Consider the following 24,071-nt stretch of genomic DNA (forward strand, 5'->3'; position numbering starts at 1 on the left):
TTCGGGAAGAAAAACCGGCGCTGGCTGGTAGCGTGAACCGCCAACAGCACCGGGAGAGGGATCTTTCTGACAAGCTTTATGGCAGAGCGGCTACAACCGACAGCTCGACCAGGATTTCCGGTTCGCACAATTTCGATTCAACGGTGGCACGGGCCGGGGCGACGCCTTTTGGCAGCCACTGATCCCATACCGCGTTCATGCCTTCGAAATGCGCGTCGATGTCTTTCAGGTAAATCGTCACCGACAGCAGATGATGCTTGTCGGTACCGGCCAGGTCGAGCAAACGCTCGATGTTGGCCAGTGTTTCGCGGGTCTGCTGTTCAATCCCGGCATTCATGTCATCGCCGACCTGTCCGGCCAGGTAAACCGTACCGTTATGGGTGACGATCTGACTCATGCGCTCATTGGTGAGCTGGCGCTGGACTGACATGCTTTGCAGACTCCTGGGTTTTTTTGCCATAACGGGAAATATCGAGGCCTTCGGCGCTGATCTGCGGCTTTTTCTTCGCCATCAGGTCTGCCAGCAAGCGACCGGAGCCACAGGCCATGGTCCAGCCGAGCGTGCCGTGACCGGTGTTCAGGAACAGGTTCTTGAATGGTGTGGCACCGACGATCGGGGTACCGTCCGGGGTGGTCGGACGCAGGCCGGTCCAGAAACTGGCCTGGGCCAGATCACCGCCCTGAGGATAAAGGTCGTTGACGATCATCTCCAGGGTTTCCCGGCGACGCGGGTTCAGCGACAGGTCAAAACCGGCGATTTCAGCCATGCCGCCAACGCGGATGCGGTTGTCGAAACGGGTGATCGCGACTTTGTAGGTCTCGTCGAGAATGGTCGAAGTCGGGGCCATCGCCGGGTTGGTGATCGGCACGGTCAGAGAGTAGCCCTTGAGCGGGTACACCGGCGCCTTGATCCCCAGTGGCTTGAGCAGTTGCGGCGAGTAGCTGCCGAGGGCCAGCACGTAGCGGTCGGCGGTTTCCAGCTTGCCGTCGATCCATACACCGTTGATGCGATCACCGGCGAAGTCGAGGCGCTGGATGTCCTGGCCGAAACGGAACTGCACACCGAGGCTCGCGGCCATCTCGGCGAGCTTGGTGGTGAACATCTGGCAGTCGCCAGTCTGGTCGTTCGGCAGGCGCAGGGCACCGGCGAGGATGTCGGTGACACTGGCCAGCGCCGGCTCAACGCGGGCAATGCCGTCGCGGTCGAGCAGTTCGAACGGCACGCCGGACTCTTTCAGCACGGCGATGTCTTTCGCGGCGCCGTCGAGTTGAGCCTGGGTGCGGAACAGTTGGGTGGTGCCCAGGCTGCGGCCTTCGTAGGCGATGCCGGTTTCGGCCCGCAGTTCATCGAGGCAGTCGCGGCTGTACTCGGACAGACGGACCATGCGTTCCTTGTTCACCGCATAACGGCTGGCGGTGCAGTTGCGCAGCATCTGTGCCATCCACAGGTACTGGTCGATGTCGGCAGTGGCCTTGATCGCCAGGGGGGCGTGGCGCTGCAACAGCCACTTGATGGCCTTGAGCGGCACACCCGGCGCGGCCCACGGCGAGGCATAACCCGGCGAAACCTGCCCGGCGTTGGCGAAACTGGTCTCCATGGCAGCAGCTGGCTGCCGGTCCACAACCACCACTTCAAACCCGGCACGGGCCAGATAATAAGCACTGGTGGTACCGATGACGCCGCTACCCAAGACCATGACGCGCATTTTCATATCCCTCATCGCGGCTAACCGCTGACGTTTGTTATTCAGAGCTTTAGATGCGCGCAGTGTAAAAAAGATTTGCCAGTGCTTTTCACTATATAAGCGCCTATATTTGGCGACAATTCTCGGCAAAAACCCTTTTCACGGAGGCGCATCCCCTATGCGTACCAACACTCAGACCAAACGTGAGCTGGACAAGATCGACCGCAACATCCTGCGGATCCTGCAAGCGGACGGGCGGATTTCCTTTACGGAGCTTGGAGAAAAGGTCGGGCTCTCGACCACGCCCTGTACTGAGCGGGTCCGGCGTCTGGAGCGCGAAGGGATCATCATGGGCTACAACGCCAGGCTCAATCCGCAGCACCTGAAGGGTAGTCTGCTGGTGTTCGTCGAAATCAGCCTGGACTACAAATCCGGCGATACTTTTGAAGAGTTCCGACGCGCGGTGCTGAAATTGCCCCATGTGCTGGAGTGTCATCTGGTGTCAGGGGATTTCGACTACCTGGTGAAAGCGCGGATTTCCGAGATGGCCTCGTACCGCAAGTTGCTGGGCGACATCCTGCTCAAACTTCCTCATGTACGGGAATCCAAGAGCTATATCGTGATGGAAGAGGTGAAGGAGAGCCTGACTTTGCCGATTCCGGATTGAAAATCAAAATATCGCAGCCTGCGGCAGCTCCTACAGGTGTACACACGCTTTTTGTAGGAGCTGCCGCAGGCTGCGATCTCTTAAACCAACACCTGCCGAGTGCTGGCCATGTACTCGAATACCTGCTTCTCCACCCGCGGATGAATCAGCTCCACCGGCCCGCGTCCATTGGGACACGGCAAGGTCTTGGTGGTGCCGAACAACCGGCAGATCAGCGGCCGCTCGTCATACACCGTGCAACCATTCGGCCCCAGATGCACACAGTTGAGCTCTTCCATGGCGGCATCCTGTTCGGCGCGGGACTTGCGCGGCAGGCGCGACATTTCTTCCGGCGAGGTGGTCACCGGCCCGCAGCAATCATGGCAGCCGGGAACGCACTCGAACGAGGGAATCTGCTGTCGCAATGTGCGGATTGTCTGGCTGTTGCAGCTCATTGAAGCGGTGACCAATAGCGGAATAGAGCGCGATTCTGACGCAAAAGCACCGATCCAGACAGCACCAGCCGACCAATGTTGCCCGCCCGGGAAGGTCCGGCTTATGCTCCGTCAGGTTTTCCAAACGCAAGAACCAGGAACACGCACATGAATGCCCGTGCTCAACAGCCTGCCCTGAACCACACCGCGTCCTACTACGCCGCCAGCAGCCTGCCGCAGCCCGAACTTGCGGCGCTCAAAGGCGAAGTGCTGGCCGATGTCTGTGTGGTTGGCGGCGGGTTTTCGGGGTTGAACACGGCGCTTGAGCTGGCCGAACGCGGCCTCAGCGTGGTGCTGCTTGAGGCCCACAAAATAGGCTGGGGTGCCAGTGGACGCAATGGCGGGCAGCTGATTCGTGGCGTCGGCCACGGCCTCGATCAGTTCACCAGCGTCATCGGTGCCGAAGGCGTTCGGCAAATGAAACTCATGGGCCTGGAAGCCGTGGAAATCGTCCGGCAACGGGTCGAGCGCTTCCAGATCCCCTGCGACCTGACCTGGGGTTACTGCGACCTCGCCAACAAGCCCCGTGACCTTGAAGGCTTCGCCGAGGATGCCGAAGAACTGCGCAGCCTCGGCTATCGCTACGAAACCCGTTTGCTGCAAGCCAACGAGATGCACACCGTGGTCGGCTCAACGCGTTACGTCGGCGGCCTGATCGACATGGGCTCGGGGCACCTGCATCCACTGAACCTGGCCTTGGGCGAAGCCGCAGCGGCACAACGACTGGGGGTCCGGCTGTTCGAGCACTCGGCCGTGACCCGCATCGACTATGGCCCAGAGGTCAAGGTCCATACCGCCGAGGGCTCGGTGCGCGCCAAGACCCTGGTACTGGGTTGCAATGCCTACCTCAATAACCTCAACCTGGAGCTCAGCGGCAAAGTCCTGCCCGCCGGCAGCTACATCATCGCCACCGAACCGTTGAGCGAAGAACTGGCTCACGCCCTGCTGCCGCAGAACATGGCGGTCTGTGACCAACGGGTGGCACTGGACTACTACCGACTCTCGGCGGACCGGCGCCTGCTGTTTGGCGGTGCCTGCCATTACTCGGGCCGCGATCCGAAAGACATCTGCGCGTACATGCGCCCGAAAATGCTCGAGGTTTTCCCGCAACTGAGCGCAGTGAAGATCGATTACCAATGGGGCGGAATGATCGGCATCGGCGCCAATCGCCTGCCGCAGATCGGACGACTCAAGGACCAGCCAAACGTGTACTACGCCCAGGCCTATTCCGGTCATGGCGTGAATGCCACGCACCTGGCCGGCAAGCTGCTGGCCGAAGCCATCAGCGGGCAGCACAGTGGTGGCTTTGATTTGTTTGCCAGGGTGCCGCACATCACTTTCCCCGGCGGCAAGCATTTGCGCTCGCCGTTGCTGGCGCTGGGGATGTTGTGGCATCGGCTTAAAGAGTTGGTCTGAAGGATTGTTTGTGGCAGTTCTGACGCCATCGCGAGCAGGCTCGCTCCCACATTGGATTTGTGGTCATACGCAAATCCCCTGTGAGAGCGAGCCTGCTCGCGAATGAGCCTGAAAATCACCATGGATTTCAGATCCGCCAGAAAGGCTTCAGCCCCTCCTCCCGCGCCTGCTCCCGTGTCAGCCCGATATCCTTGAGCTGGTCAGCCGTCAGGGCCAGCAAGGCCTTGCGCGTGTGCAGGCGACGCCAGAACCGGTCCCAGCGACTCAGGTCGGACGACGCATTGCCCATGCCCGCCTCCCGCGTGCCGTTGTTCTGTCCGGTCGCCAGTTCCTGACTGTGTAACGTCAGCCGCACATCGCTCAAACCGTTCATCTTGGATGCTCCTGTTTACTTGGGTAGCCAGAGGTTCCATGATGCGTGTGCGCGCAAAAGCATTACAGATTCAAAGCAACTGTATTAACCCCATACAGTTCTGCCGATTCCGCCACTGAATCCCGATTTTTTGCCCGATCTGTACTGGTTAACCGAATCACCCCTATCGAGGCTGCACCATGACCCTTTACGTCAACCTCGCCGAATTGCTCGGCACACGTATCGAACAGGGCTTCTATCGCCCCGGTGACCGGCTGCCTTCGGTACGGGCGCTGAGCGTCGAGCACGGCGTCAGCCTGAGCACAGTGCAACAGGCCTATCGGGTGCTGGAAGACAGCGGGCTGGCCATGCCACGGCCGAAATCCGGGTACTTCGTCCCGGCCAGCCGCGAACTGCCGGACTTGCCGGCAGTCGGCCGCCCGGCCCAACGGCCGGTGGACATTTCCCAATGGGATCAAGTGCTGGAGCTGATTCGCGCCGTACCGCGCAAAGACGTGGTGCAACTGGGCCGCGGCATGCCGGATATCAACAGTCCGACCATGAAACCGCTGCTGCGTGACCTGGCGCGAATCAGCCGGCGGCAGGACATGCCCGGCCTGTATTACGACAACATCCACGGCAACCTCGAACTGCGCGAACAGATCGCTCGCCTGATGCTCGATTCCGGCTGCCAGCTGAGCGCCAGCGAACTGGTGGTCACCACCGGTTGCCACGAAGCGCTGTCCACCAGCATTCGCGCGATCTGCGAACCCGGCGACATTGTCGCAGTGGACTCGCCGAGTTTTCACGGCGCGATGCAGACCCTCAAGGGCCTGGGCATGAAAGCCCTGGAAATCCCCACCGACCCGCTGACCGGCATCAGCCTCGAAGCGCTGGAACTGGCCCTGGAACAGTGGCCGATCAAGGTCATACAGTTGACCCCCAACTGCAACAACCCGCTGGGCTACATCATGCCCGAGTCGCGCAAACGCGCGCTGTTGACGCTTGCGCAGCGCTATGACGTGGCGATCATCGAGGACGATGTGTATGGTGAACTGGCCTACACCTACCCGCGTCCGCGCACGATCAAGTCCTTCGACGAGGACGGTCGCGTCCTGTTGTGCAGCTCGTTTTCCAAGACCCTGGCGCCGGGACTGCGTATCGGCTGGGTCGCGCCCGGCCGCTATCTGGAGCGGGTGCTGCACATGAAGTACATCAGCACCGGATCCACCGCGCCACAACCGCAGATCGCCATCGCCGAATTTCTCAAGGGCGGCCACTTCGAACCGCATTTGCGGCGGATGCGCACGCAATACCAACGCAATCGCGACGCGATGATTGATTGGGTGACCCGCTACTTTCCGGCCGGCACCCGCGCCAGTCGCCCACAAGGCAGCTTCATGCTGTGGGTTGAACTGCCGGAAGCTTTCGACACCCTGAAACTGAATCGTGCATTGCACGACCAGGGCGTACAGATTGCCGTGGGCAGTATTTTTTCCGCCTCGGGCAAGTACCGCAATTGCCTGCGCATGAACTACGCTGCCAAGCCAACACCGCAGATCGAAGACGCGGTGCGCAAGGTCGGTGCGACAGCGATCAAACTGTTGGCGGAAACCGATCAGCTCAGCGACTGACTTTTCTTCGGGAATCAGCGTCCATATGCCTATCTGCGCCGCCAAACGGAACGATCCTACGTGAGAGTCAGACAGCCCCTGCTTGCTCTTCTGCTACTCGCCGCGTTCCTGAGCGGTTGCGCCAACCTCGACGTACAGCGCGTACCGAGTCAGGCGTTGCCGGCCTCAGACTCCGCATTCGGTCGCTCGGTCCAGGCGCAAGCCGCTCCCTACAAGGGACAATCGGGCTTTCGCCTGTTATCGGACAGCACCGAGGCCTTCACCGCCCGCGCCGAACTGATCCGTAACGCCCAAAGCAGCCTCGACTTGCAGTACTACATCGTGCACGACGGCATCAGCACGCGCATGTTGATCGAGGAGTTGCTCAAGGCCGCCGACCGGGGCGTGCGGGTGCGGGTACTGCTCGACGATACTGCCAGCGATGGCCTGGACCGGGTCATCGCGACTCTCGCCGCACACCCGAACATCCAGATCCGTGTGTTCAACCCGCTGAATCTGGGCCGCAGCACAGGGGTGACGCGCACCGTGGGCCGGCTGTTCAACCTGTCGCAACAGCATCGACGCATGCACAATAAGCTGTGGCTGGCGGACAACTGCATGGCCATTGTCGGCGGCCGCAATCTCGGGGACGAGTATTTCGATGCCAAGCCCAACATGAATTTCACCGACATCGACATGCTCGGTGTCGGCCCGGTCGCCGAGCAACTCGGGCACAGTTTCGACCAGTACTGGAACAGCGCCCTGAGCAAACCGATCGACGAATTCCTGTCGAGCAAACCCACACCCCAAGACCTGGAAAACACCCGCACCCGACTGGAAGAGTCCCTGGCGGAAACGCGCAAACAGAATCACACACTTTACAAACACCTGATGACCTTCACCACCCACCCACGACTGGACATCTGGCGCAGTGAACTGATCTGGGCCTGGAACCAGGCATTGTGGGATGCGCCGAGCAAGGTACTGGCCAAGGGTGAGCCCGATCCGCAGTTGCTGCTGACCACGCAACTGGCACCTGAACTCAACAGCGTCAGCAAAGAGCTGATCATGATCTCGGCCTACTTTGTGCCCGGCCAGCCGGGACTGGTGTACCTGACCGGGCGTGCCGATGCCGGCGTTTCCGTGAGTTTGCTGACCAACTCACTGGAAGCCACGGACGTTCCCGCCGTACACGGTGGCTACTCGCCCTATCGCAGGGCGCTGCTGGAGCACGGCGTGAAGCTGTACGAGTTGCGTAGCCAGCCCGGCGAGGGAGGCGGCAGCGGTAGCGGTAGCGGGCCACATCTGTTTTCCGGCAGCGCCTATCACAGCTCTGACTCCAGCCTGCACAGCAAGGCGATGATCTTCGACCAGCAGAAATCCTTTATCGGCTCGTTCAATTTCGATCCGCGCTCGGTGCTCTGGAACACCGAAGTCGGCGTGCTGGTGGACAGCCCGGAATTGGCCGCACGGGTCCGCGAACTGGCGCTGCAGGGTATGGAACCGGCCCTGAGTTATCAGGTGGAACTGGAAAACGATCAGATCGTCTGGACCACCGAAGACGACGGAAAAATGCACACACTGAGCAAGGAGCCAGGGAGTTGGTGGCGGCGCTTCAATGCCTGGCTGAGCAATACGGTTGGGCTGGAGAAGATGCTGTAAGACTCGACCGCCATAGCTCTCCGGTGCTCATCAGGCTGGCTGAGCGGTACCAAACGCCCCTTGCCGCGACACCACAATCAACACGCCCAAGGCCCCTACCGCCATCAGCAACGGCAACGCATGGCCGCTGATCCACTGGCTGCCAGCACCCGCCAGCAGCGGCCCGATCAGACAACCGACCCCCCATAGCTGGGCAATGTGCGCGTTAGCCCGTACCAGCGCATCATCGCGATAACGCTCGCCGATCAGGATCAACGACAAGGTGAACAACCCGCCAGCGCTGGCGCCGAACAGCACCCACAACGGCCAGATCAGCAGCGTGTCGATCAGCAGCGGAATGGCCAGGCTCGATATCAGCAGGACCACCGCACAGCCGGTGAACAACGCCCGTCGCGACAAGCGATCGGCCAACGCACCAATCGGCAATTGCAGCACCGCATCACCGACCACCACCGTACTGACCATCGCCAGGGCGATCTCCGCGGTGAAGCCCTGGCGCAAGCAATAAACCGGCAACAGCGTCAGGATCATCGCCTCGAACGCGGCAAACAGCGACACCGCCCAGGCAATCGCCGGCAGGCCACGACAGAACTCAAGCAAATCACGCAGGGTCACGCTACTGGCTTCACTGCTCGGCGCGCCACTGCGGCCCAGCAACAGGAACGGAGCAGCCATCAGCAAACCGACGCCCACCCAAAAGCCATAGTCATGCTCGGTACCGAGCAAGCCCAGCAACACCGGTCCTGCCAGCTGACTCAAGGCGTAGCTGCTGCCATACAGCGCCACCAGCCGCCCGCGCCATTGCTCGACCACCAGTTGATTGATCCAGCTTTCACCGATGATGAATACGAGGGTCAGGATCACCCCGATCATCAGCCGCAGCACCAACCAGACCGGATAGCTCGGCAACAGCGCCAGCAAACCGATCGAAACCGCCCCGGCCCACAGGCACAGGCGCATCAGGTTGGCCGTGCCGAATCGTGCCGCAAGATGGCTGGAGATTTTCGCCCCCAACAGAACGCCGATGGCCGGCATCGCCGCCATCACGCCAATGGCAAACGAGCCGTAGCCCCAGCTTTCCAGGCGAAACGACACCAGCGGCATGCTGACCCCCAGGGCCAGGCCGACACTCAGGACAGATGCCAAAACGGCGAAATAAGTCGCCCAACGCATGCTCCACGCTCCTGTGGATAATTATTTTTCAGGCCATACAAACAAATGTGGGAGCGGGCTTGCTCGCGAAGAGGCCATCACATCCAACATCAATGTTGGCTGATACACCGCATTCGCGAGCAAGCCCGCTCCCACAAGGGGTTTGCGTCGATAGGGAAGCCTGCTTCTCAACAGGCTTCCTTCACAGGCTTACAACTTGATCCAGGTCGCCTTCAGCTCGGTGTACTTGTCGAACGCGTGCAGCGATTTGTCGCGACCGTTGCCGGACTGTTTGAATCCACCGAACGGTGCCGTCATGTCGCCGCCATCGTACTGGTTGACCCACACGCTACCGGCGCGCAGCGCACGGGCGGTGAGGTGAGCCTTGGAAATATCGGCAGTCCACACCGCCGCGGCCAGGCCGTAAGGCGTGTCGTTGGCGATGGCGATGGCTTCTTCAGCGCTATCGAACGTGATGACCGACAACACTGGCCCGAAGATTTCTTCCTGAGCGATTTTCATCGCGTTGCTCACACCGTCGAAAATCGTCGGCTCAACATACGTGCCGCCGGTTTCCTGGAGGATGCGCTTGCCACCGGCTACCAGTTTGGCGCCGTCGGTGTGACCCGACTCGATGTAAGACAGCACAGTGTTCATCTGCTGGGTATCCACCAGCGCACCGACGTTGGTCGCCGGGTCCAGCGGGTTGCCCGGCTTCCAGGTTTTCAGTGCTTCGATCACCAGCGGCAGAAATTTGTCCTTGATCGAACGCTCCACCAGCAGGCGCGAACCGGCGGTGCAAACCTCGCCCTGGTTGAAGGCGATGGCACCGGCTGCGGCTTCGGCAGCGTCTTGCAGGTTCGGCGCATCGGCGAACACGATGTTCGGGCTCTTGCCGCCGGCTTCGAGCCAGACGCGTTTCATGTTCGATTCGCCCGAGTAGATCAGCAGTTGCTTGGCGATCTTGGTCGAACCGGTGAACACCAGAGTGTCGACATCGTTATGCAGGGCCAGGGCCTTGCCGACGGTGTGGCCATAACCTGGCAGCACGTTCAGCACGCCTTTCGGGATGCCGGCTTCGACAGCCAGCTCGGCGATGCGAATCGCCGTCAGCGGCGATTTTTCGGACGGCTTGAGGATCACCGAGTTACCGGTGGACAGCGCAGGACCGAGTTTCCAGCACGCCATCATCAGCGGGAAGTTCCACGGCACGATGGCGCCAACAACACCCACCGGTTCACGGGTCACAAGACCCAGTTGATCGTGCGGAGTGGCTGCCACTTCGTCGTAGATCTTGTCGATGGCTTCGCCGCTCCAGCTCAGGGCTTGCGCCGCGCCGGGAACGTCGATGTACAGGGAATCGCTGATCGGCTTGCCCATGTCCAGGGTTTCAAGCAGGGCCAGCTCCTCGGCGTGCTGCTTCAGCAGGCCGGCGAAACGAATCATGGTGGACTTGCGCTTGGTCGGCGCCAGGCGCGACCAGACACCGGAATTGAAGGTGGCGCGAGCGTTTTCCACGGCGCGCTGGGCATCGGCGGCGTCACAGCTGGCAATCTTGCCCAGCAGACGGCCATCGACCGGGCTGATGCACTCGAAGGTCTCGCCAGAGACGGCGTCGGTGTATTCGCCATTGATATAGGCACGGCCTTCGATTTTCAGGTCGCGGGCACGTTGTTCCCAGTCGGCACGGGTCAGGGTGGTCATGCGAGTGTCCTCCTCTTATTGATACGACACCCGCGTTCTTCGCGGGCGCTGTCAGGAATTCTGCCCGGCCAGCCTGCTTTTCGGCCCAAGGCATCCACCACCCTAAACCAGCCGCATATGAAGTTTCAATATATTTGACAAAACGCTGGCAAACGGCCTTGCGATGTTCATTTTAATAAACATAGACTTTGAGTTCATCTACCACTCGCGCCGTAATCACGGGGGATAACAACAATGAACATCCAGAACGTCGTCGACTTCAGCCAAGCCACCACCGCCGCCGAACGCTACCGCCCGGACGCAGCCAAAGTGCTCAAGGGCGACCCCGAACAAGCGGTCTACAACCACTACAACAGCCCTTGTGGCCAGTTGAACGCCGGTGTGTGGGAAGGTGCAGTCGGGCAGTGGACAGTGAACTTCACCGAGCACGAATACTGCGAGATCGTGCAGGGGGTTTCGGTGCTGCGTGACAGCGACGGCAATGCCAAGACCCTGCGCGCAGGCGACCGCTTCGTGATTCCGGCCGGGTTCAAAGGCACCTGGGAGGTGCTGGAGCCGTGCCGCAAGATCTACGTGGCGTTTGAACAGAAGGCTTGAAGCAAGATCATCGAAATACCCCAAAGCCCGTCCCTGGTGACGGGCTTTTTCATGGGCGGGCCCCGGCATACATCGCGACACAGTACAACAGGTGATAAATGACCGGAGCTGCTCCAGTATTTCTTCACGGCATCCAAGACGGATGACGGGAGCAATTTCGCTCACTCACCAATTGCAAGGAAGCGGTAAATGACCATTGACTTGAAACAACACCTGGATACAGCCATTCAGTACATCGGCCGGCAATACTCCGAAGAGCTGCGTGGAGAGCTCGCCAACAAGACCGGGCTGGCGGTACGTCCGAGGGGCATCGGGTTCATCATGACCAAAGACTACAATCCCGCACGGATCAATCTGCTGGTTGAAAACGAAATCATCACCCATGTCACCATGGGCAATTGATTTGCGCTCAACCATGCATCGCACTACTCAGCACTGAAACGCTGTGACTTGATCAGGCTGAAAAGCTGTCCGTTTTTCAAGCACAACAAAAAAGGCCCGTATCTCGCGATACGGGCCTTTTTCGTAAGAGGGAAAAATCAATTACTTGATTTTGCCTTCTTTGTAGATCACGTGCTTGCGAACAACCGGATCATATTTCTTGATCTCGATTTTGTCCGGAGTAGTACGCTTGTTCTTGTCGGTAGTGTAGAAGTGACCAGTACCGGCGCTCGAAATCAAACGAATCAATTCACGCATGATTAGCTCCCTTAAACCTTGCCATCGCGGCGAAGTTCGGCCAGCACGACAGTGATGCCACGCTTGTCGATGATACGCATGCCTTTGGCAGATACGCGCAGACGCACAAAACGTTTCTCTTCTTCAACCCAGAAGCGGTGATGCTGCAGGTTCGGCAGGAAACGACGACGGGTTTTGTTGTTTGCGTGGGAAATGTTATTCCCAGTCACCGGACCCTTACCGGTAACTTGACATACTCTAGACATGCCTCAGCCCTCTAAAACCACATGCCCAACCCGGCATGGGTTGGCCGCTTAATCTCTCAGTCATTTGGCGCCAGGCGCCGCGTTTCTTTAGAGGTCTTACCGGCTACACCTACAGTGAAGGAACCGGGCCCCTAGAAAAGAGCGCTGCTTTATACCAGAAAGACTGAAGAGCAACAACATTCAGTGTGCGTTGAATTCACAAAAACCCCATTTTCCGGGCTCCGAGCGCCTTGGACAAAGGCTATCGTCGATGGCGACCGCTCGTCGCAGAGAATCGGCCAACCGGCCAAATCAGGATTTTGCTCGCCCGCCTCACAGCAAATTGAGGCGCTATAGTCCCCTCAAAATGAAAAAGGGGATAGTCATTTGCAAAAGAGCCCACTAGGGTAAGACTTTTCCAGACTGCACTTGCAGATGGGCCTTCGATCTGTAAAGGAAGCCGACCATGCGCCTCGCTGCCCTACCGCTGTTGCTCGCCCCGCTTCTGCTGAGCCCACACGCCTTTGCCGCCGCCCTGAGCGTCTGCACCGAGGCCAGCCCTGAAGGCTTCGACGTGGTGCAGTACAACTCGCTGACCACCACCAACGCCTCGGCCGATGTGTTGATGAACCGCCTGGTGGACTTTGACACGGCCAGTGGCAAAGTGGTCGCCAGCCTCGCCGATAGCTGGGAAGTCAGCCCCGACGGCCTGACGTATGTCTTCAAGTTGCACCCGCAGGTGAAATTCCATCGCACCGAGTATTTCAACCCAACGCGCGACCTGAGCGCCGAAGACGTGATTTTCAGCTTCGACCGCATGCTCGACCCGGCCAATGAGTGGCACAAAGTCGCCCAGAGCGGATTCCCTCATGCGCAATCGATGCAGTTGCCTGCATTGATCAAGAAGATCGACGCCCTTGATCCGCAGACCGTGCGCTTCACCCTCGACCACCCGGATTCGACCTTCCTGGCGACCCTGAGCATGGGCTTCGCCTCGATCTATTCGGCCGAATACGCCGACAAACTGATGAAGGCAGGCACACCCGAGAAGCTCAACAGCCAGCCGATCGGCACAGGTCCGTTCGTTTTCACCCGCTTCCAGAAGGACGCTTCGGTTCGCTACAAAGCCAACCCCGAATACTTCGGTGGCAAACCCTCTGTAGATCCGCTGATCTTCGCCATCACCCCGGACGCCAACGTGCGCCTGCAGAAATTGCGCCGCAACGAATGCCAGATCGCCCTGTCGCCCAAGCCTCTGGACGTACAGGAAGCGCTGAAAGAGCCGACGCTGAAAGTCGAAAAGACTGACGCGTTCATGACCGCATTCGTCGGCATCAACAGTCAGCATCCGCCACTGGACAAACCTGAAGTCCGCCAAGCCATCAACCTTGCCTTCGACAAGGCCAACTATGTCAAAGCCGTGTTCGAAGACACCGCCGAGGCGGCCAACGGTCCGTATCCGCCCAACACCTGGAGCTACGCGAAAGGCCTGCCGGGTTACCCTCACGACATCGCCAAGGCCAAAGCCTTGATGGCCAAGGCCGGACTCAAGGACGGCTTCCAGACCACCATCTGGACTCGCCCTTCCGGCAGCCTGCTTAACCCCAACCCAAGCCTGGGCGCTCAACTGCTTCAGTCTGATCTCGCGGAAATCGGCATCCAGGCCGAAATCCGCGTGATCGAATGGGGCGAACTGATCCGCCGTGCCAAGGCCGGTGAGCACGACTTGCTGTTCATGGGTTGGGCCGGTGACAACGGTGACCCGGACAACTTCCTCACACCGCAGTTTTCCTGCGCCGCGGTCAAGTCCGGCACCAACTTCGCCCGCTACTGCAATCAGGACCTGGACAAGCTGATCAGCGCCGGCAAGACCACCGGCGAGCAAGGTGTGCGCAGCAAACTCTACGAACAGGCCCAGGCGCAGATCCAGCAGCAGGCGCTGTGGTTGCCCCTGGCCCATCCGACTGCGTTCGCGCTGACGCGCAAGGATGTCGAGGGGTATTCGGTCAGCCCGTTCGGCCGACAGGACTATTCCAAGGTCAACATCAAATAACCCGCCACACACAAAACCCTGTGGGAGCGGGCTTGCTCGCGAAGAGGGAGTGTCAGTCGCCATCAATGCCGACTGATACACCGCTTTCGTCGGAACGCCGCCCGGAGCAAGCCCGCTCCCACATGGGTTTCGCTAACTTCACAACCCCTACATCCACCCATACTCCGCCATCGACAACGGATCGCCGTCGCCGATGATGAAATGGTCAAGCACCCGCACGTCAATCAACTCCAGCGCCTTTTGCAGGCGCTTGGTCAGCACCCGGTCGGACTGACTGGGGTCGGTGTTGCCCGAAGGATGGTTGTGGCAGAGGATCAATGCCGCTGCGTTGTGGGCCAAGGCCCGCTTGACGACCTGACGAGGGTGAACGCTGGTGTTGTCGATAGAACCGCGGAACAGCACCTCAAACGTGAGCACCTGATGCCTGGAATCCAGAAACAGGCAACCGAATACTTCATGAGGCTCATGGCGCAGCATCGATTTGAGGTACTCACGTACTGCATGCGGATTTTCCAGCACCGATCTATGACGCAAACGTTCGGCCAGATGGCGCCGGCCCATTTCCAGTACTGCCTGTAACTGCGCGAATTTTGCCGGCCCCAGCCCCAAGTGCTTACTGAACGTTTTGAGATCGGCTTCCAACAACGAACGCAGACCGCCAAATTGACTCAGTAGATGTCGCGCCAGGTCCACCGCACTTTTTCCGGCCACGCCGGTTCGTAGAAAGATAGCCAGCAACTCGGCATCGGAAAGACTCTCCGAACCCTGCTCAAGCAACTTCTCCCGCGGCCGTTCCGCCGCCGGCCAATCGCGAATACTCATAGCACCTCCCTGTCTGTGGGCACCGCTGTTCCGTAGCGGTCGCTGTGATATCGTAGCCCATCTTTTTTGCGGGCGAATTCATCCTGGGGAGGGGGTTTCGCCACGTATGTCACCAACGAATTGAAAGGCAGGCCTATGCAGCGGCTGTATCGGAAACGCATTGTTCTGGGCGTAGGCGGCGGTATCGCTGCCTACAAGAGCGCCGACCTGGTTCGCCGCCTGATCGATCAGGGCGCCGAAGTGCGCGTGGTCATGACCCGTGGCGGCGCAGAGTTCATCACCCCGCTGACCATGCAGGCCCTGTCCGGGCACCCGGTCCACCTGGACCTGCTGGACCCGGCGGCCGAAGCGGCCATGGGCCACATCGAACTGGCCAAATGGGCCGACCTGGTGCTGATCGCCCCCGCCACGGCAGACCTGATCGCCCGCCTGGCCCAAGGCATTGCCGACGATCTGCTGACCACGCTGGTGCTGGCCACCGACGCCGTGGTCGCCGTTGCACCGGCAATGAACCAGGCGATGTGGCGCGATCCGGCGACCCAGGCCAACCTGCAAACCCTCGAAAGCCGCGACATCAAGGCTTTCGGCCCGGCCTCCGGCAGCCAGGCCTGCGGCGATGTCGGCCTGGGGCGCATGCTCGAAGCCCTTGAACTGGCCCAGTGCGCCGCCGACTGCTTCCAGCGTCAGGCACTGACCGGCAAACACGTGCTGATTACCGCCGGCCCGACCCAGGAAAACATCGACCCGGTGCGCTATATCACCAACCACAGCTCCGGAAAAATGGGCTTTGCCCTGGCCGAAGCCGCTGTGGAGGCCGGTGCCCGCGTAACACTGATCACTGGCCCCGTGAACCTGCCGACTCCGGATCGAGTCACCCGCATCGACGTGGTCAGCGCCCGCGACATGCTGGCAGCGTGTGAAGCGGCGATCCCTTGCGACCTGTTCATCGCCTCGGCAGCGGTCGCGGATTACCGTCCGGAGGTTGTTGCCCCGCAGAAACTCAAGAAAGATCCTACGAACGGCGACGGCTTGTTGCTACAGATGGTGCGTAACCCGGACATCCTGGCCACCATCGCCACCCGCCCCGACCGCCCGTTCAGCGTCGGTTTCGCCGCCGAGACCGAACACCTGCTCGATTACGCTGCACGCAAGTTGAAAGACAAGAATCTCGATCTGATCGTCGCCAACGACGTCGCCAACCCAAGCATTGGCTTCAACAGCGAAGAAAATGCCTGCAGCGTCATCGACCGCGAGCTTCACGCCACACTTTTCGCCCAGACCAGCAAGAGCAAGATTGCTCGCCAGCTGGTCACCTTTATCGCCGAACGTCTGAACCAGGTTTAATTTACATGCACGCTTTGCAAGCCAAGATCCTCGACCCCCGCATCGGTACCGAATTCCCGCTGCCGCAATACGCCACACCGGGCTCCGCCGGCCTCGACCTGCGCGCCATGCTGGAACAGGACACCGTGATCAAGCCGGGTGAAACCGTGCTGATTCCCACCGGCCTGTCGATCTACATCGGCGATCCGAACCTCGCGGCGCTGATCCTGCCACGCTCGGGAATGGGTCATAAGCACGGCATCGTACTGGGCAATCTGGTTGGCCTGATCGATTCCGATTACCAGGGCCAGTTGCAGGTTTCCTGCTGGAACCGTGGTCAGACCGAATTCACCATGCCGGTCGGCGAGCGCCTGGCGCAACTGGTGCTGGTGCCGGTGGTGCAGGCTCACTTCGAGATGGTTGAAGAGTTTGTTGAAACCGAGCGCGGCACTGGCGGTTTCGGCCATACCGGTACCCGCTGATCCGGACGCCCTCTTCTGTGGTGGGGGATCTGGCTCCCTCACCACAAAATTCAAATTGCCATCTGCAAGGTTTAGCTCCGAAAATCAAGGCATTGCCCGGTCAACCCCCTGCCGTCGGGGCGTCATGGCCCTTTCATACCACGAACTCTCTGTGGAAAACGCCGTCATACCCTTCAGTTTGAACCTGCCGCCGAATGAATTGGCGGCCTGTCCAGCCACTTTCGAGATGGAGCATTTCCACAGATGAACACCCCGGCCAAAGTCGCACCCAAGTTCCCTGACAGCATCTTCCGCGCCTACGACATCCGCGGCACAGTCCCGGAATTCCTGAACGCCGAAACCGCTTACTGGATCGGCCGCGCCGTCGGCTCCCAAAGCCTGGCCCAGGGCGAGCCAAACGTGTCCGTCGGTCGCGATGGCCGTCTGTCCGGCCCGGAACTGGTCGCACAACTGATCAAAGGCATCGCCGACAGCGGCTGCCACGTCAGTGATGTCGGCCTGGTCCCGACTCCGGCGCTCTACTACGCCGCCAACGTACTGGCCGGAAAATCCGGCGTGATGCTCACCGGCAGCCACAATCCGTCGAACTACAACGGCTTCAAGATCGTCATCGCTGGCGACACCCTGGCCAACGAACAGATCCAGGCCCTGCACGACCGCCTCAAGACCAACAACCTGAGCAGCGGCCAGGGCAGCATCACCCAGGTCGAGATCCTCGACCGCTACACCACCGAAATCGTCCAGGACATCAAGCTGGCCCGGCGCCTGAAAGTGGTCGTCGACTGCGGTAACGGCGCGGCCGGCGTGATCGCCCCGCAACTGATCGAAGCGCTGAACTGCGAAGTCATCCCGCTGTTCTGCGAAGTGGACGGCAACTTCCCGAACCACCATCCGGACCCGGGCAAGCCTGAAAACCTCGTGGACCTGATCGCCAAGGTCAAGGAAACCAACGCTGACATCGGCCTGGCCTTCGACGGCGATGGCGACCGCGTCGGCGTGGTGACCAACACCGGCAGCATCGTCTACCCGGACCGCCTGCTGATGCTGTTCGCCCGCGACGTCGTTGCGCGCAATCCGGGCGCCGAAATCATCTTCGACGTGAAATGCACCCGTCGCCTGATTCCGTTGATCAAGGAATACGGCGGCCGGTCGTTAATGTGGAAGACCGGTCACTCGTTGATCAAAAAGAAAATGAAACAATCCGGCGCCCTGCTGGCTGGCGAAATGAGCGGGCACATCTTCTTCAAGGAGCGCTGGTTCGGTTTCGACGACGGCATCTACAGCGCCGCGCGGCTGCTGGAGATCCTCAGCAAGGAAAAATCATCGGCCGAAGAGCTGTTCGCGACCTTCCCGAACGATATTTCTACGCCGGAAATCAATATCCATGTGACCGAAGAGAGCAAATTCAGCATCATTGATGCATTGCACGATGCGCAGTGGGGCGAAGGCGCTGACCTGACCACCATTGACGGCGTGCGAGTCGACTATGCCAAAGGCTGGGGCCTGGTACGCGCCTCCAACACCACTCCGGTGCTGGTGCTGCGTTTCGAGGCCGATGACGAGGCTGAATTGCAGCGCATCAAGGACGTATTCAAAGTCCAGTTGAAGCGTGTTGCACCTGATCTCCAACTACCGTTCTGATTCACCCGGAGCCCTGAATGACCCTCGAACGCGAAGCCGCCGCCAACACCGCCAAGGTCCTGTCCGAAGCGTTGCCTTACATCCGCCGTTATGTCGGCAAGACACTGGTGATCAAATACGGCGGCAACGCGATGGAAAGCGAGGAGCTGAAAACCGGCTTCGCCCGCGACATCGTGCTGATGAAGGCCGTGGGCATCAACCCGGTGGTGGTTCACGGTGGCGGCCCGCAAATCGGTGACCTGCTCAAGCGCCTGTCGATCGAGAGCCATTTCGTCGACGGCATGCGCGTCACCGACGCCGCGACCATGGACGTGGTGGAAATGGTCCTCGGCGGCCAGGTCAACAAAGACATCGTCAACCTGATCAACCGTCATGGCGGCAGCGCCATCGGCCTGACCGGTAAAGATGCCGAGCTGATTCGCGCGAAGAAGCTCACCGTTACCCGTCAGACCCCGGAAATGACCACCCCGGAGATCATCGACATCGGCCACGTGGGCGAAGTGGTCGGCATCAACACCGACCTGCTGAACCTGCTGGTCAAGGGCGATTTCATCCCGGTGATCGCGCCCATCGGCGTCGGTGCCAACGGCGAGTCGTACAACATCAACGCTGACCTGGTGGCCGGTAAAGTCGCCGAAGCGCTGAAAGCCGAGAAGCTGATGCTGCTGACCAACATCGCCGGCCTGATGGACAAGTCGGGCACGGTCCTGACCGGCCTGACAACCCAGCAAGTCGACGACCTGATCGCCGACGGCACTATCTACGGCGGCATGCTGCCGAAGATCCGTTGCGCACTGGAGGCGGTCCAGGGCGGCGTTGGCAGCTCGCTGATCATCGACGGGCGTGTGCCGAACGCGATCCTGCTGGAAATCTTCACCGATACCGGCGTGGGCACCCTGATCAGCAATCGCAAGCGTCCTTAAGCGATAGCGCAAACAAAAAGACCCCGCTCGGCCTGGCTGAGCGGGGTCTTTTTTTGCCTGCGATCCCCGAACATTGCACACCACCTGTGTAGGAGCTGCCGAAGGCTGCGATCCTTTGATCTTGAATAAAAATCAAAAGATCGCAGCCTATGGCAGCTCCTACGCGGGAATTGCGACGAGCTCGCTAAACGCCGAACTGCGCGCGATAGGCTTCCACGGCTGGCAAATGCTGCTTGAGTTGCGGGTCGTCCGCCAGGAATTCCAGCACCTGGTTCAGCGAGACGATGCTGATGACCGGGATACCGAAGTCACGCTCGACTTCCTGGATCGCCGACAACTCGCCATTGCCACGCTCCTGACGGTTCAGGGCGATCAACACGCCGGCGGCCTTGGCGCCGTCCTGGGAGGCAATGATCTGCATCACTTCACGAATCGCGGTGCCAGCGGTGATCACGTCGTCGATGATCAGAACGTCGCCGGTCAGCGGTGCGCCAACCAGGCTGCCACCTTCGCCGTGGGCCTTGGCTTCCTTGCGGTTGAAGCACCATGGCAGGTCACGGTTGTGATGCTCGGCCAGGGCCACGGCGGTGGTCGCCGCCAACGGGATGCCCTTGTAGGCCGGGCCAAACAGCACGTCGAAGGGAATGCCGCTCTCGGCAATGGCAGCAGCGTAGAAACGTCCCAACTGCGCCAGGGCCGAACCCGAGTTGAACAGGCCCGCATTGAAGAAGTAAGGACTGGTGCGCCCGGACTTCAGGGTGAACTCACCGAAGCGCAAAACGCCGCGATCGATGGCAAAACGGATGAAATCGCGCTGATACGCTTGCATGAAAAACCCCAAATACCACGGATTTAGCTAATTAGCTTGACGCCGTGTATCATACACGCACGCGATTTTTGGGGCCATTTATGCGGATCATCAGTGTGAACGTCAATGGTATTCAGGCTGCAGTCGAGCGTGGTTTGCTCAGTTGGCTGCAGGCACAGAATGCCGACGTCATCTGCCTGCAGGACACCCGCGCCTCCGCCTTTGAACTGGACGATCCAGCCTTCCAACTGGATGGATACTTCCTTTATGCCTGCGATGCCGAAGTTCCCGCCCAAGGTGGCGTGGCTTTGTATTCGCGGCTGCAACCGAAGGCTGTCATCAGCGGTCTCGGTTTCGAGACGGCCGACCGCTACGGGCGCTACCTGCAAGCCGATTTCGACAAGGTCAGCATCGCGACCTTGCTGCTCCCTTCGGGGCAGAACGGCGATGAAGACTTGAACCAGAAGTTCAAGCTAATGGACGACTTCGCCCGTTATCTGGATAAACAGCGACGCAAACGCCGCGAGTACATTTATTGTGGCTCGCTGTACGTGGCGCAACAGAAGCTGGATATCAAGAACTGGCGTGACAGCCAGCAATCTCCGGGCTTCCTGGCACCTGAACGTGCCTGGATGGACGAGATTGTCGGCAACATGGGTTATGTCGACGCCCTGCGTGAAGTCAGCCGTGAAGGCGACCAGTACAGCTGGTGGCCGGACAACGAACAGGCGGAGATGCTCAACCTCGGTTGGCGCTTCGACTACCAGCTGCTGACGCCGGGCCTGCGCCGCTTTGTACGCAGCGCACGCCTGCCACGCCAGCCGCGGTTCTCACAACACGCGCCGCTGATCGTGGACTACGACTGGACGCTGACGATCTAAGTGATTTTTCACTGAGCAGTCTGATAGACGGTCGAAAAAATGCCCGTATCGCAAGATACGGGCATTTTTATGCGCTCCATTCAGAGGGTTCCCAGCGACCCGAACCTCAAACCGCGGCGAAAAACGGCAGTGCAAGGTACAACTTGATCACGATGACATTAATGATGTCGATGAAGAAAGCGCCCACCATTGGCACCACCAGGAACGCTATCTGAGAAGGCCCATAGCGCTGTGTCACCGCTTGCATATTGGCGATGGCCGTTGGCGTGGCACCCAGTCCAAAACCGCAATGCCCTGCCGCCAATACAGCCGCGTCGTAGTTACTGCCCATCATCCTGAATGTCACAACAATCGCAAACAGAGCCATGACCAACGTTTGCGCAGCCAGGATGATAAAGATCGGCAACGCCAGTGCAGCCAGATCCCACAACTTGAGCGACATCAGAGCGATTGCCAAAAACAGCGACAAGCTGACATTCCCCAGCACGGAAACTTCTCGCTCAAACACCTGATACACGCCAAGCGCCGAAAGCCCATTCCGTAAAAGCACGCCCACGAACAACACGCAAACAAACGTCGGCAACTCAAATGCGGTTCCCTGAAGCCACCCATTCAGGAGTGAGCCCGCCAGCAGGCTGACAGCAATCAAAGCCAGTGTCTCGACTAGCGAAAACGACGTGATCGAGCGTTCTTTGTTCGGTTGTTCAAAGCCCTTGGGCAGCCGTGGCTTTTCCTGCTCGCAGCCGGGTGTCTGGACACGACTGATGAGCAGGCGGGCAACAGGCCCACCAATCAAGCCGCCCAGCACCAGGCCAAACGTTGCAGAGGCCATGGCCAGTTCAGAGGCAGAGGCCAGACCGAACTTCTCGCTGAACGTCGCCCCCCATGCAGCACCTGTACCGTGGCCGCCTGCCAAGGTGATCGAGCCTGTCAGCAAGCCCATCAAGGGATCGAGTCCCAACGCCGTGGCAAGCCCGATGCCCATCGCATTCTGGAGCACCAGAAGTCCGACAACCGCCAGCAGAAAGATCCCCACGACGCGCCCGCCCTTCTTCAGGCTGGCGAAGTCTGCACTCAAACCGATGGTGGCAAAAAACGCCAGCATCAAGGGCGTTTGGAGCGAAGTATCAAAGCGAACTTCAATATCGAGGGTTCTCAAGGCGAGAAGAGCCAAGGCAACCACCAGGCCGCCGGCTACAGGTTCAGGGATATTATAAGTGCGTAAAAAACCGACACGAGAGACAAGCGCGCGCCCCAGCAAAAGCACTAAAGAGGCAGCGACAAGTGTTCCGTAAAAATCAAGCTGAAGCATTCTGGGTATTCTTGTTTATATATTCAGTGGCGAACTTTTTACCTGGGCACGCCTTTTGAACAGGTTGAGGATCTCAACACTGATTGGTATTGGATTCAGAAGCCGTCAATGGTCCGAATATATCGAAATATTTCTTGATGAATATTACTTGGAGCAACCTTATCAACCGCCAAGTCCCATTGCCAAGCCTGCAAGCCGTACTGAGGCTTACAGTTTGTGACTAAACGTGTAAGAAATATTACTTACACTAGTGGACGTCGATTGAATAGCGATCGAACAATTTCGCAACATTAGAGATTAATCTGATTGCAAAAAACAAATGCCCCAACATGTCAGGGCATTTGTATTGAACTGCGCTTAAAGCAGCATCAGCGTCCTGGGCTTACTTGATCAACCGCCATGTGAACGGGTACCGATAAGGCTGCCCCTCATTGGCCTTCACCCCGGCAATGATCGTCAGCACCAGCGCACCGATCGCGATCAGGCCAAACAGGAAGAACCCGATAATCACCAGCATCAGCAGGAAGCAGATAGCCGAGGCGATCGCCACGGTTAACTGAAAGTTCAGAGCTTCCTTGCCCTGAGCGTCGATGAACGGGTCCATCTCGCGCTTCATCTGCCAGAGAATCAGCGGGCCTATGATCGTGCCGAACGGAATCCAGATCCCCAGCAAGGCGGACAAGTGGCAAAACATGGCCCACTGACGCACCTCTTGGCTCGGCGTAGGCAGCGGCAGTTGCTCGTCACTCATGGTGTCCTCCTTGTCTGGGGCATTCCAGTCAGTCGGCCAGTGCGGCCTTTTGCAATTCGAAGATCTCGTTCATGCCTTTCTTCGCCAACTCAAGCATCGCGTTCAGCTCTTCAGGCTGGAACGGCGCGCCTTCGGCAGTGCCCTGGACTTCGATGAAACCGCCAGCGCTGGTCATCACCACGTTCAGGTCGGTCTCGGCGGCCGAGTCTTCCAGATAATCGAGGTCAAGCACAGGCTCACCCTTGTACATGCCCACGGAAACCGCAGCGATCATCTGCTTGATCGGGTCACCGCCCTTCAGGCCGCCACGCTTCTTGATCACTTTCAAGGCATCGATCAGCGCAACCATGGAACCGGTGATCGACGCGGTGCGGGTGCCGCCATCAGCCTGGATCACGTCACAGTCGACGTACAGGGTGACGTCACCGAGCTTGGACATGTCCAGCGCAGCGCGCAGGGAGCGGCCGATCAGACGCTGGATTTCCAGGGTGCGGCCGCCTTGCTTGCCACGGCTGGCTTCACGCTGGTTACGCTCGCCGGTAGCGCGCGGCAGCATGCCGTACTCGGCGGTCAGCCAGCCCTGGCCCTGGCCCTTCAGGAAACGCGGTACGCCCGGTTCAACGCTGACGGTGCAAATGACCTTGGTATCGCCGAACTCGACCAGCACAGAACCCTCGGCGTGTTTGGTGTAGTTGCGGGTGATGCGGATCGAGCGGAGCTGATCGGCAGCGCGACCACTTGGACGTATCATAGGGAGTACCTGTACTGGGGACGGAAAACTGCGGAGCATTATAGAGCCGACGGCCGCCACTGGGCACTTCTAAAAAAATC

General features: G+C 59.5%; 24 protein-coding genes and 1 pseudogene. 12 read left to right on the plus strand and 13 right to left on the minus strand.

The annotated features are described in order from the left end of the window. Positions 1–76: 76 nt before the first annotated feature. Positions 77–430, minus strand: a complete 354-nt coding sequence (locus tag ACM6G4_RS09340) for a RidA family protein (protein ID WP_056726340.1) — start codon at positions 428–430, stop codon at positions 77–79. Continuing rightward, positions 402–1,706, minus strand: a complete 1,305-nt coding sequence (gene dadA / locus ACM6G4_RS09345) for a D-amino acid dehydrogenase (protein WP_223541288.1) — start codon at positions 1,704–1,706, stop codon at positions 402–404. The genes ACM6G4_RS09340 and dadA overlap by 29 nt, the downstream gene beginning before the upstream one ends. A gap of 157 nt (positions 1,707–1,863) precedes the next feature. Between dadA and ACM6G4_RS09350 the strand changes: the two genes are divergently transcribed. Beyond that, positions 1,864–2,352 (plus strand): Lrp/AsnC ligand binding domain-containing protein, encoded by a 489-nt coding sequence (locus ACM6G4_RS09350; protein WP_007975155.1) that lies wholly within the window; start codon positions 1,864–1,866, stop codon positions 2,350–2,352. A gap of 80 nt (positions 2,353–2,432) precedes the next feature. Here the strand turns inward: ACM6G4_RS09350 and ACM6G4_RS09355 are convergent, their stop codons facing one another. Continuing rightward, a complete protein-coding gene (locus tag ACM6G4_RS09355; RefSeq protein ID WP_056726864.1) occupies positions 2,433–2,786 on the minus strand; it encodes a YkgJ family cysteine cluster protein in 354 nt (117 codons plus the stop codon). Positions 2,787–2,933: 147 nt separating this feature from the next. Here ACM6G4_RS09355 and ACM6G4_RS09360 point away from each other — a divergent pair, with 147 nt between their 5' ends. Continuing rightward, complete coding sequence (locus tag ACM6G4_RS09360; RefSeq protein ID WP_414913539.1) at positions 2,934–4,241, plus strand: NAD(P)/FAD-dependent oxidoreductase; 1,308 nt, start codon at positions 2,934–2,936, stop codon at positions 4,239–4,241. Positions 4,242–4,368: 127 nt separating this feature from the next. On the opposite strand, the gene ACM6G4_RS09365 is transcribed toward ACM6G4_RS09360, so the two are convergent. Continuing rightward, a complete protein-coding gene (locus ACM6G4_RS09365; RefSeq protein ID WP_056726862.1) occupies positions 4,369–4,614 on the minus strand; it encodes a DUF1127 domain-containing protein in 246 nt (81 codons plus the stop codon). Positions 4,615–4,793: 179 nt separating this feature from the next. On the opposite strand from ACM6G4_RS09365, the gene ACM6G4_RS09370 reads away from it, so the two are divergent. Together ACM6G4_RS09370 and ACM6G4_RS09375 are read left to right on the plus strand one after the other, a co-directional pair. Then, positions 4,794–6,227 carry a PLP-dependent aminotransferase family protein gene (locus ACM6G4_RS09370; protein ID WP_414913540.1) on the plus strand — a complete coding sequence of 478 codons (1,434 nt, stop codon included), beginning with the start codon at positions 4,794–4,796 and terminating at the stop codon, positions 6,225–6,227. A gap of 60 nt (positions 6,228–6,287) precedes the next feature. Beyond that, on the plus strand, positions 6,288–7,868 hold the full coding sequence (locus ACM6G4_RS09375) for a phospholipase D family protein (RefSeq protein ID WP_414913541.1): 1,581 nt from the start codon (positions 6,288–6,290) through the stop codon (positions 7,866–7,868). A 30-nt stretch (positions 7,869–7,898) separates the two neighbouring features. On the opposite strand, the gene ACM6G4_RS09380 is transcribed toward ACM6G4_RS09375, so the two are convergent. After that, the gene (locus ACM6G4_RS09380) at positions 7,899–9,041 is read right to left on the minus strand and encodes an MFS transporter (RefSeq protein WP_414913542.1); all 1,143 of its coding nucleotides are present in this window, start codon (positions 9,039–9,041) and stop codon (positions 7,899–7,901) included. A gap of 189 nt (positions 9,042–9,230) precedes the next feature. Next, positions 9,231–10,724 carry an aldehyde dehydrogenase gene (locus ACM6G4_RS09385; protein WP_056726858.1) on the minus strand — a complete coding sequence of 498 codons (1,494 nt, stop codon included), beginning with the start codon at positions 10,722–10,724 and terminating at the stop codon, positions 9,231–9,233. Between the two features lie 234 nt (positions 10,725–10,958). Here ACM6G4_RS09385 and ACM6G4_RS09390 point away from each other — a divergent pair, with 234 nt between their 5' ends. Both ACM6G4_RS09390 and ACM6G4_RS09395 read left to right on the plus strand, forming a co-directional pair. Continuing rightward, positions 10,959–11,321, plus strand: a complete 363-nt coding sequence (locus tag ACM6G4_RS09390; protein WP_414913543.1) for a cupin domain-containing protein — start codon at positions 10,959–10,961, stop codon at positions 11,319–11,321. A gap of 189 nt (positions 11,322–11,510) precedes the next feature. After that, on the plus strand, positions 11,511–11,723 hold the full coding sequence (locus tag ACM6G4_RS09395; RefSeq protein WP_057712749.1) for a hypothetical protein: 213 nt from the start codon (positions 11,511–11,513) through the stop codon (positions 11,721–11,723). 141 nt (positions 11,724–11,864) lie between these two features. Here the strand turns inward: ACM6G4_RS09395 and rpmG are convergent, their stop codons facing one another. Together rpmG and rpmB are read right to left on the minus strand one after the other, a co-directional pair. Continuing rightward, on the minus strand, positions 11,865–12,020 hold the full coding sequence (gene rpmG, locus ACM6G4_RS09400) for a 50S ribosomal protein L33 (protein ID WP_003177274.1): 156 nt from the start codon (positions 12,018–12,020) through the stop codon (positions 11,865–11,867). 11 nt (positions 12,021–12,031) lie between these two features. Then, positions 12,032–12,265 (minus strand): 50S ribosomal protein L28, encoded by a 234-nt coding sequence (rpmB, locus tag ACM6G4_RS09405; protein ID WP_007975166.1) that lies wholly within the window; start codon positions 12,263–12,265, stop codon positions 12,032–12,034. Between the two features lie 445 nt (positions 12,266–12,710). Between rpmB and ACM6G4_RS09410 the strand changes: the two genes are divergently transcribed. Continuing rightward, positions 12,711–14,297, plus strand: coding sequence for an ABC transporter substrate-binding protein (locus ACM6G4_RS09410; protein ID WP_414913544.1), 1,587 nt, complete (start codon positions 12,711–12,713; stop codon positions 14,295–14,297). A 147-nt stretch (positions 14,298–14,444) separates the two neighbouring features. Here the strand turns inward: ACM6G4_RS09410 and radC are convergent, their stop codons facing one another. Further along, complete coding sequence (radC, locus tag ACM6G4_RS09415) at positions 14,445–15,119, minus strand: RadC family protein (protein WP_414913545.1); 675 nt, start codon at positions 15,117–15,119, stop codon at positions 14,445–14,447. Positions 15,120–15,254: 135 nt separating this feature from the next. On the opposite strand from radC, the gene coaBC reads away from it, so the two are divergent. The 4 genes and pseudogenes from coaBC (at position 15,255) to argB (ending at position 19,488) form a co-directional block, all read left to right on the plus strand. Next, complete coding sequence (coaBC, locus tag ACM6G4_RS09420) at positions 15,255–16,463, plus strand: bifunctional phosphopantothenoylcysteine decarboxylase/phosphopantothenate--cysteine ligase CoaBC (protein WP_056726854.1); 1,209 nt, start codon at positions 15,255–15,257, stop codon at positions 16,461–16,463. Between the two features lie 5 nt (positions 16,464–16,468). Continuing rightward, entirely contained in the window at positions 16,469–16,924 is a 456-nt protein-coding gene (gene dut / locus ACM6G4_RS09425; protein WP_414913546.1) for a dUTP diphosphatase, read from the plus strand. A gap of 264 nt (positions 16,925–17,188) precedes the next feature. Beyond that, positions 17,189–18,565: pseudogene (locus ACM6G4_RS09430) on the plus strand (phosphomannomutase/phosphoglucomutase); the annotation flags it as partial. 17 nt (positions 18,566–18,582) lie between these two features. Next, the gene (gene argB / locus ACM6G4_RS09435) at positions 18,583–19,488 is read left to right on the plus strand and encodes an acetylglutamate kinase (RefSeq protein ID WP_008047078.1); all 906 of its coding nucleotides are present in this window, start codon (positions 18,583–18,585) and stop codon (positions 19,486–19,488) included. 184 nt (positions 19,489–19,672) lie between these two features. Here the strand turns inward: argB and pyrE are convergent, their stop codons facing one another. After that, positions 19,673–20,317, minus strand: a complete 645-nt coding sequence (gene pyrE / locus ACM6G4_RS09440; protein ID WP_011336558.1) for an orotate phosphoribosyltransferase — start codon at positions 20,315–20,317, stop codon at positions 19,673–19,675. A gap of 80 nt (positions 20,318–20,397) precedes the next feature. On the opposite strand from pyrE, the gene ACM6G4_RS09445 reads away from it, so the two are divergent. After that, the gene (locus ACM6G4_RS09445) at positions 20,398–21,177 is read left to right on the plus strand and encodes an exodeoxyribonuclease III (protein WP_003176915.1); all 780 of its coding nucleotides are present in this window, start codon (positions 20,398–20,400) and stop codon (positions 21,175–21,177) included. Positions 21,178–21,283: 106 nt separating this feature from the next. Here the strand turns inward: ACM6G4_RS09445 and gltS are convergent, their stop codons facing one another. The 3 genes from gltS to rph all read right to left on the minus strand — a co-directional run bounded on the left by gltS (position 21,284) and on the right by rph (position 23,991). Further along, positions 21,284–22,489: a sodium/glutamate symporter gene (gltS, locus tag ACM6G4_RS09450; protein WP_414913547.1), complete on the minus strand. Its 1,206-nt coding sequence runs from the start codon at positions 22,487–22,489 to the stop codon at positions 21,284–21,286. Positions 22,490–22,871: 382 nt separating this feature from the next. Beyond that, positions 22,872–23,240, minus strand: coding sequence for a DUF4870 domain-containing protein (locus ACM6G4_RS09455; protein ID WP_056726851.1), 369 nt, complete (start codon positions 23,238–23,240; stop codon positions 22,872–22,874). 28 nt (positions 23,241–23,268) lie between these two features. Beyond that, complete coding sequence (rph, locus tag ACM6G4_RS09460) at positions 23,269–23,991, minus strand: ribonuclease PH (protein WP_056726850.1); 723 nt, start codon at positions 23,989–23,991, stop codon at positions 23,269–23,271. Between the last annotated feature and the right edge of the window lie 80 nt (positions 23,992–24,071).

It is taken from the genome of Pseudomonas sp. IT-P258, from assembly GCF_949767825.1.
Taxonomy (GTDB): Bacteria; Pseudomonadota; Gammaproteobacteria; order Pseudomonadales; family Pseudomonadaceae; genus Aquipseudomonas; species Aquipseudomonas monachiensis.

Excerpts from the sequence above, each read along its gene's own strand:
- ACM6G4_RS09340 (WP_056726340.1), bottom strand. The coding sequence starts at position 430 with ATGTCAGTCCAGCGCCAGCTCACCAATGAGCGCATGAGTCAGATCGTC.
- dadA (WP_223541288.1), bottom strand. The coding sequence starts at position 1,706 with ATGCGCGTCATGGTCTTGGGTAGCGGCGTCATCGGTACCACCAGTGCT.
- ACM6G4_RS09350 (WP_007975155.1), top strand. The coding sequence starts at position 1,864 with ATGCGTACCAACACTCAGACCAAACGTGAGCTGGACAAGATCGACCGC.
- ACM6G4_RS09355 (WP_056726864.1), bottom strand. The coding sequence starts at position 2,786 with ATGAGCTGCAACAGCCAGACAATCCGCACATTGCGACAGCAGATTCCC.
- ACM6G4_RS09360 (WP_414913539.1), top strand. The coding sequence starts at position 2,934 with ATGAATGCCCGTGCTCAACAGCCTGCCCTGAACCACACCGCGTCCTAC.
- ACM6G4_RS09365 (WP_056726862.1), bottom strand. The coding sequence starts at position 4,614 with ATGAACGGTTTGAGCGATGTGCGGCTGACGTTACACAGTCAGGAACTG.
- ACM6G4_RS09370 (WP_414913540.1), top strand. The coding sequence starts at position 4,794 with ATGACCCTTTACGTCAACCTCGCCGAATTGCTCGGCACACGTATCGAA.
- ACM6G4_RS09380 (WP_414913542.1), bottom strand. The coding sequence starts at position 9,041 with ATGCGTTGGGCGACTTATTTCGCCGTTTTGGCATCTGTCCTGAGTGTC.
- ACM6G4_RS09385 (WP_056726858.1), bottom strand. The coding sequence starts at position 10,724 with ATGACCACCCTGACCCGTGCCGACTGGGAACAACGTGCCCGCGACCTG.
- ACM6G4_RS09390 (WP_414913543.1), top strand. The coding sequence starts at position 10,959 with ATGAACATCCAGAACGTCGTCGACTTCAGCCAAGCCACCACCGCCGCC.
- ACM6G4_RS09395 (WP_057712749.1), top strand. The coding sequence starts at position 11,511 with ATGACCATTGACTTGAAACAACACCTGGATACAGCCATTCAGTACATC.
- rpmG (WP_003177274.1), bottom strand. The coding sequence starts at position 12,020 with ATGCGTGAATTGATTCGTTTGATTTCGAGCGCCGGTACTGGTCACTTC.
- rpmB (WP_007975166.1), bottom strand. The coding sequence starts at position 12,265 with ATGTCTAGAGTATGTCAAGTTACCGGTAAGGGTCCGGTGACTGGGAAT.
- ACM6G4_RS09410 (WP_414913544.1), top strand. The coding sequence starts at position 12,711 with ATGCGCCTCGCTGCCCTACCGCTGTTGCTCGCCCCGCTTCTGCTGAGC.
- radC (WP_414913545.1), bottom strand. The coding sequence starts at position 15,119 with ATGAGTATTCGCGATTGGCCGGCGGCGGAACGGCCGCGGGAGAAGTTG.
- coaBC (WP_056726854.1), top strand. The coding sequence starts at position 15,255 with ATGCAGCGGCTGTATCGGAAACGCATTGTTCTGGGCGTAGGCGGCGGT.
- dut (WP_414913546.1), top strand. The coding sequence starts at position 16,469 with ATGCACGCTTTGCAAGCCAAGATCCTCGACCCCCGCATCGGTACCGAA.
- argB (WP_008047078.1), top strand. The coding sequence starts at position 18,583 with ATGACCCTCGAACGCGAAGCCGCCGCCAACACCGCCAAGGTCCTGTCC.
- pyrE (WP_011336558.1), bottom strand. The coding sequence starts at position 20,317 with ATGCAAGCGTATCAGCGCGATTTCATCCGTTTTGCCATCGATCGCGGC.
- ACM6G4_RS09445 (WP_003176915.1), top strand. The coding sequence starts at position 20,398 with ATGCGGATCATCAGTGTGAACGTCAATGGTATTCAGGCTGCAGTCGAG.
- gltS (WP_414913547.1), bottom strand. The coding sequence starts at position 22,489 with ATGCTTCAGCTTGATTTTTACGGAACACTTGTCGCTGCCTCTTTAGTG.
- ACM6G4_RS09455 (WP_056726851.1), bottom strand. The coding sequence starts at position 23,240 with ATGAGTGACGAGCAACTGCCGCTGCCTACGCCGAGCCAAGAGGTGCGT.
- rph (WP_056726850.1), bottom strand. The coding sequence starts at position 23,991 with ATGATACGTCCAAGTGGTCGCGCTGCCGATCAGCTCCGCTCGATCCGC.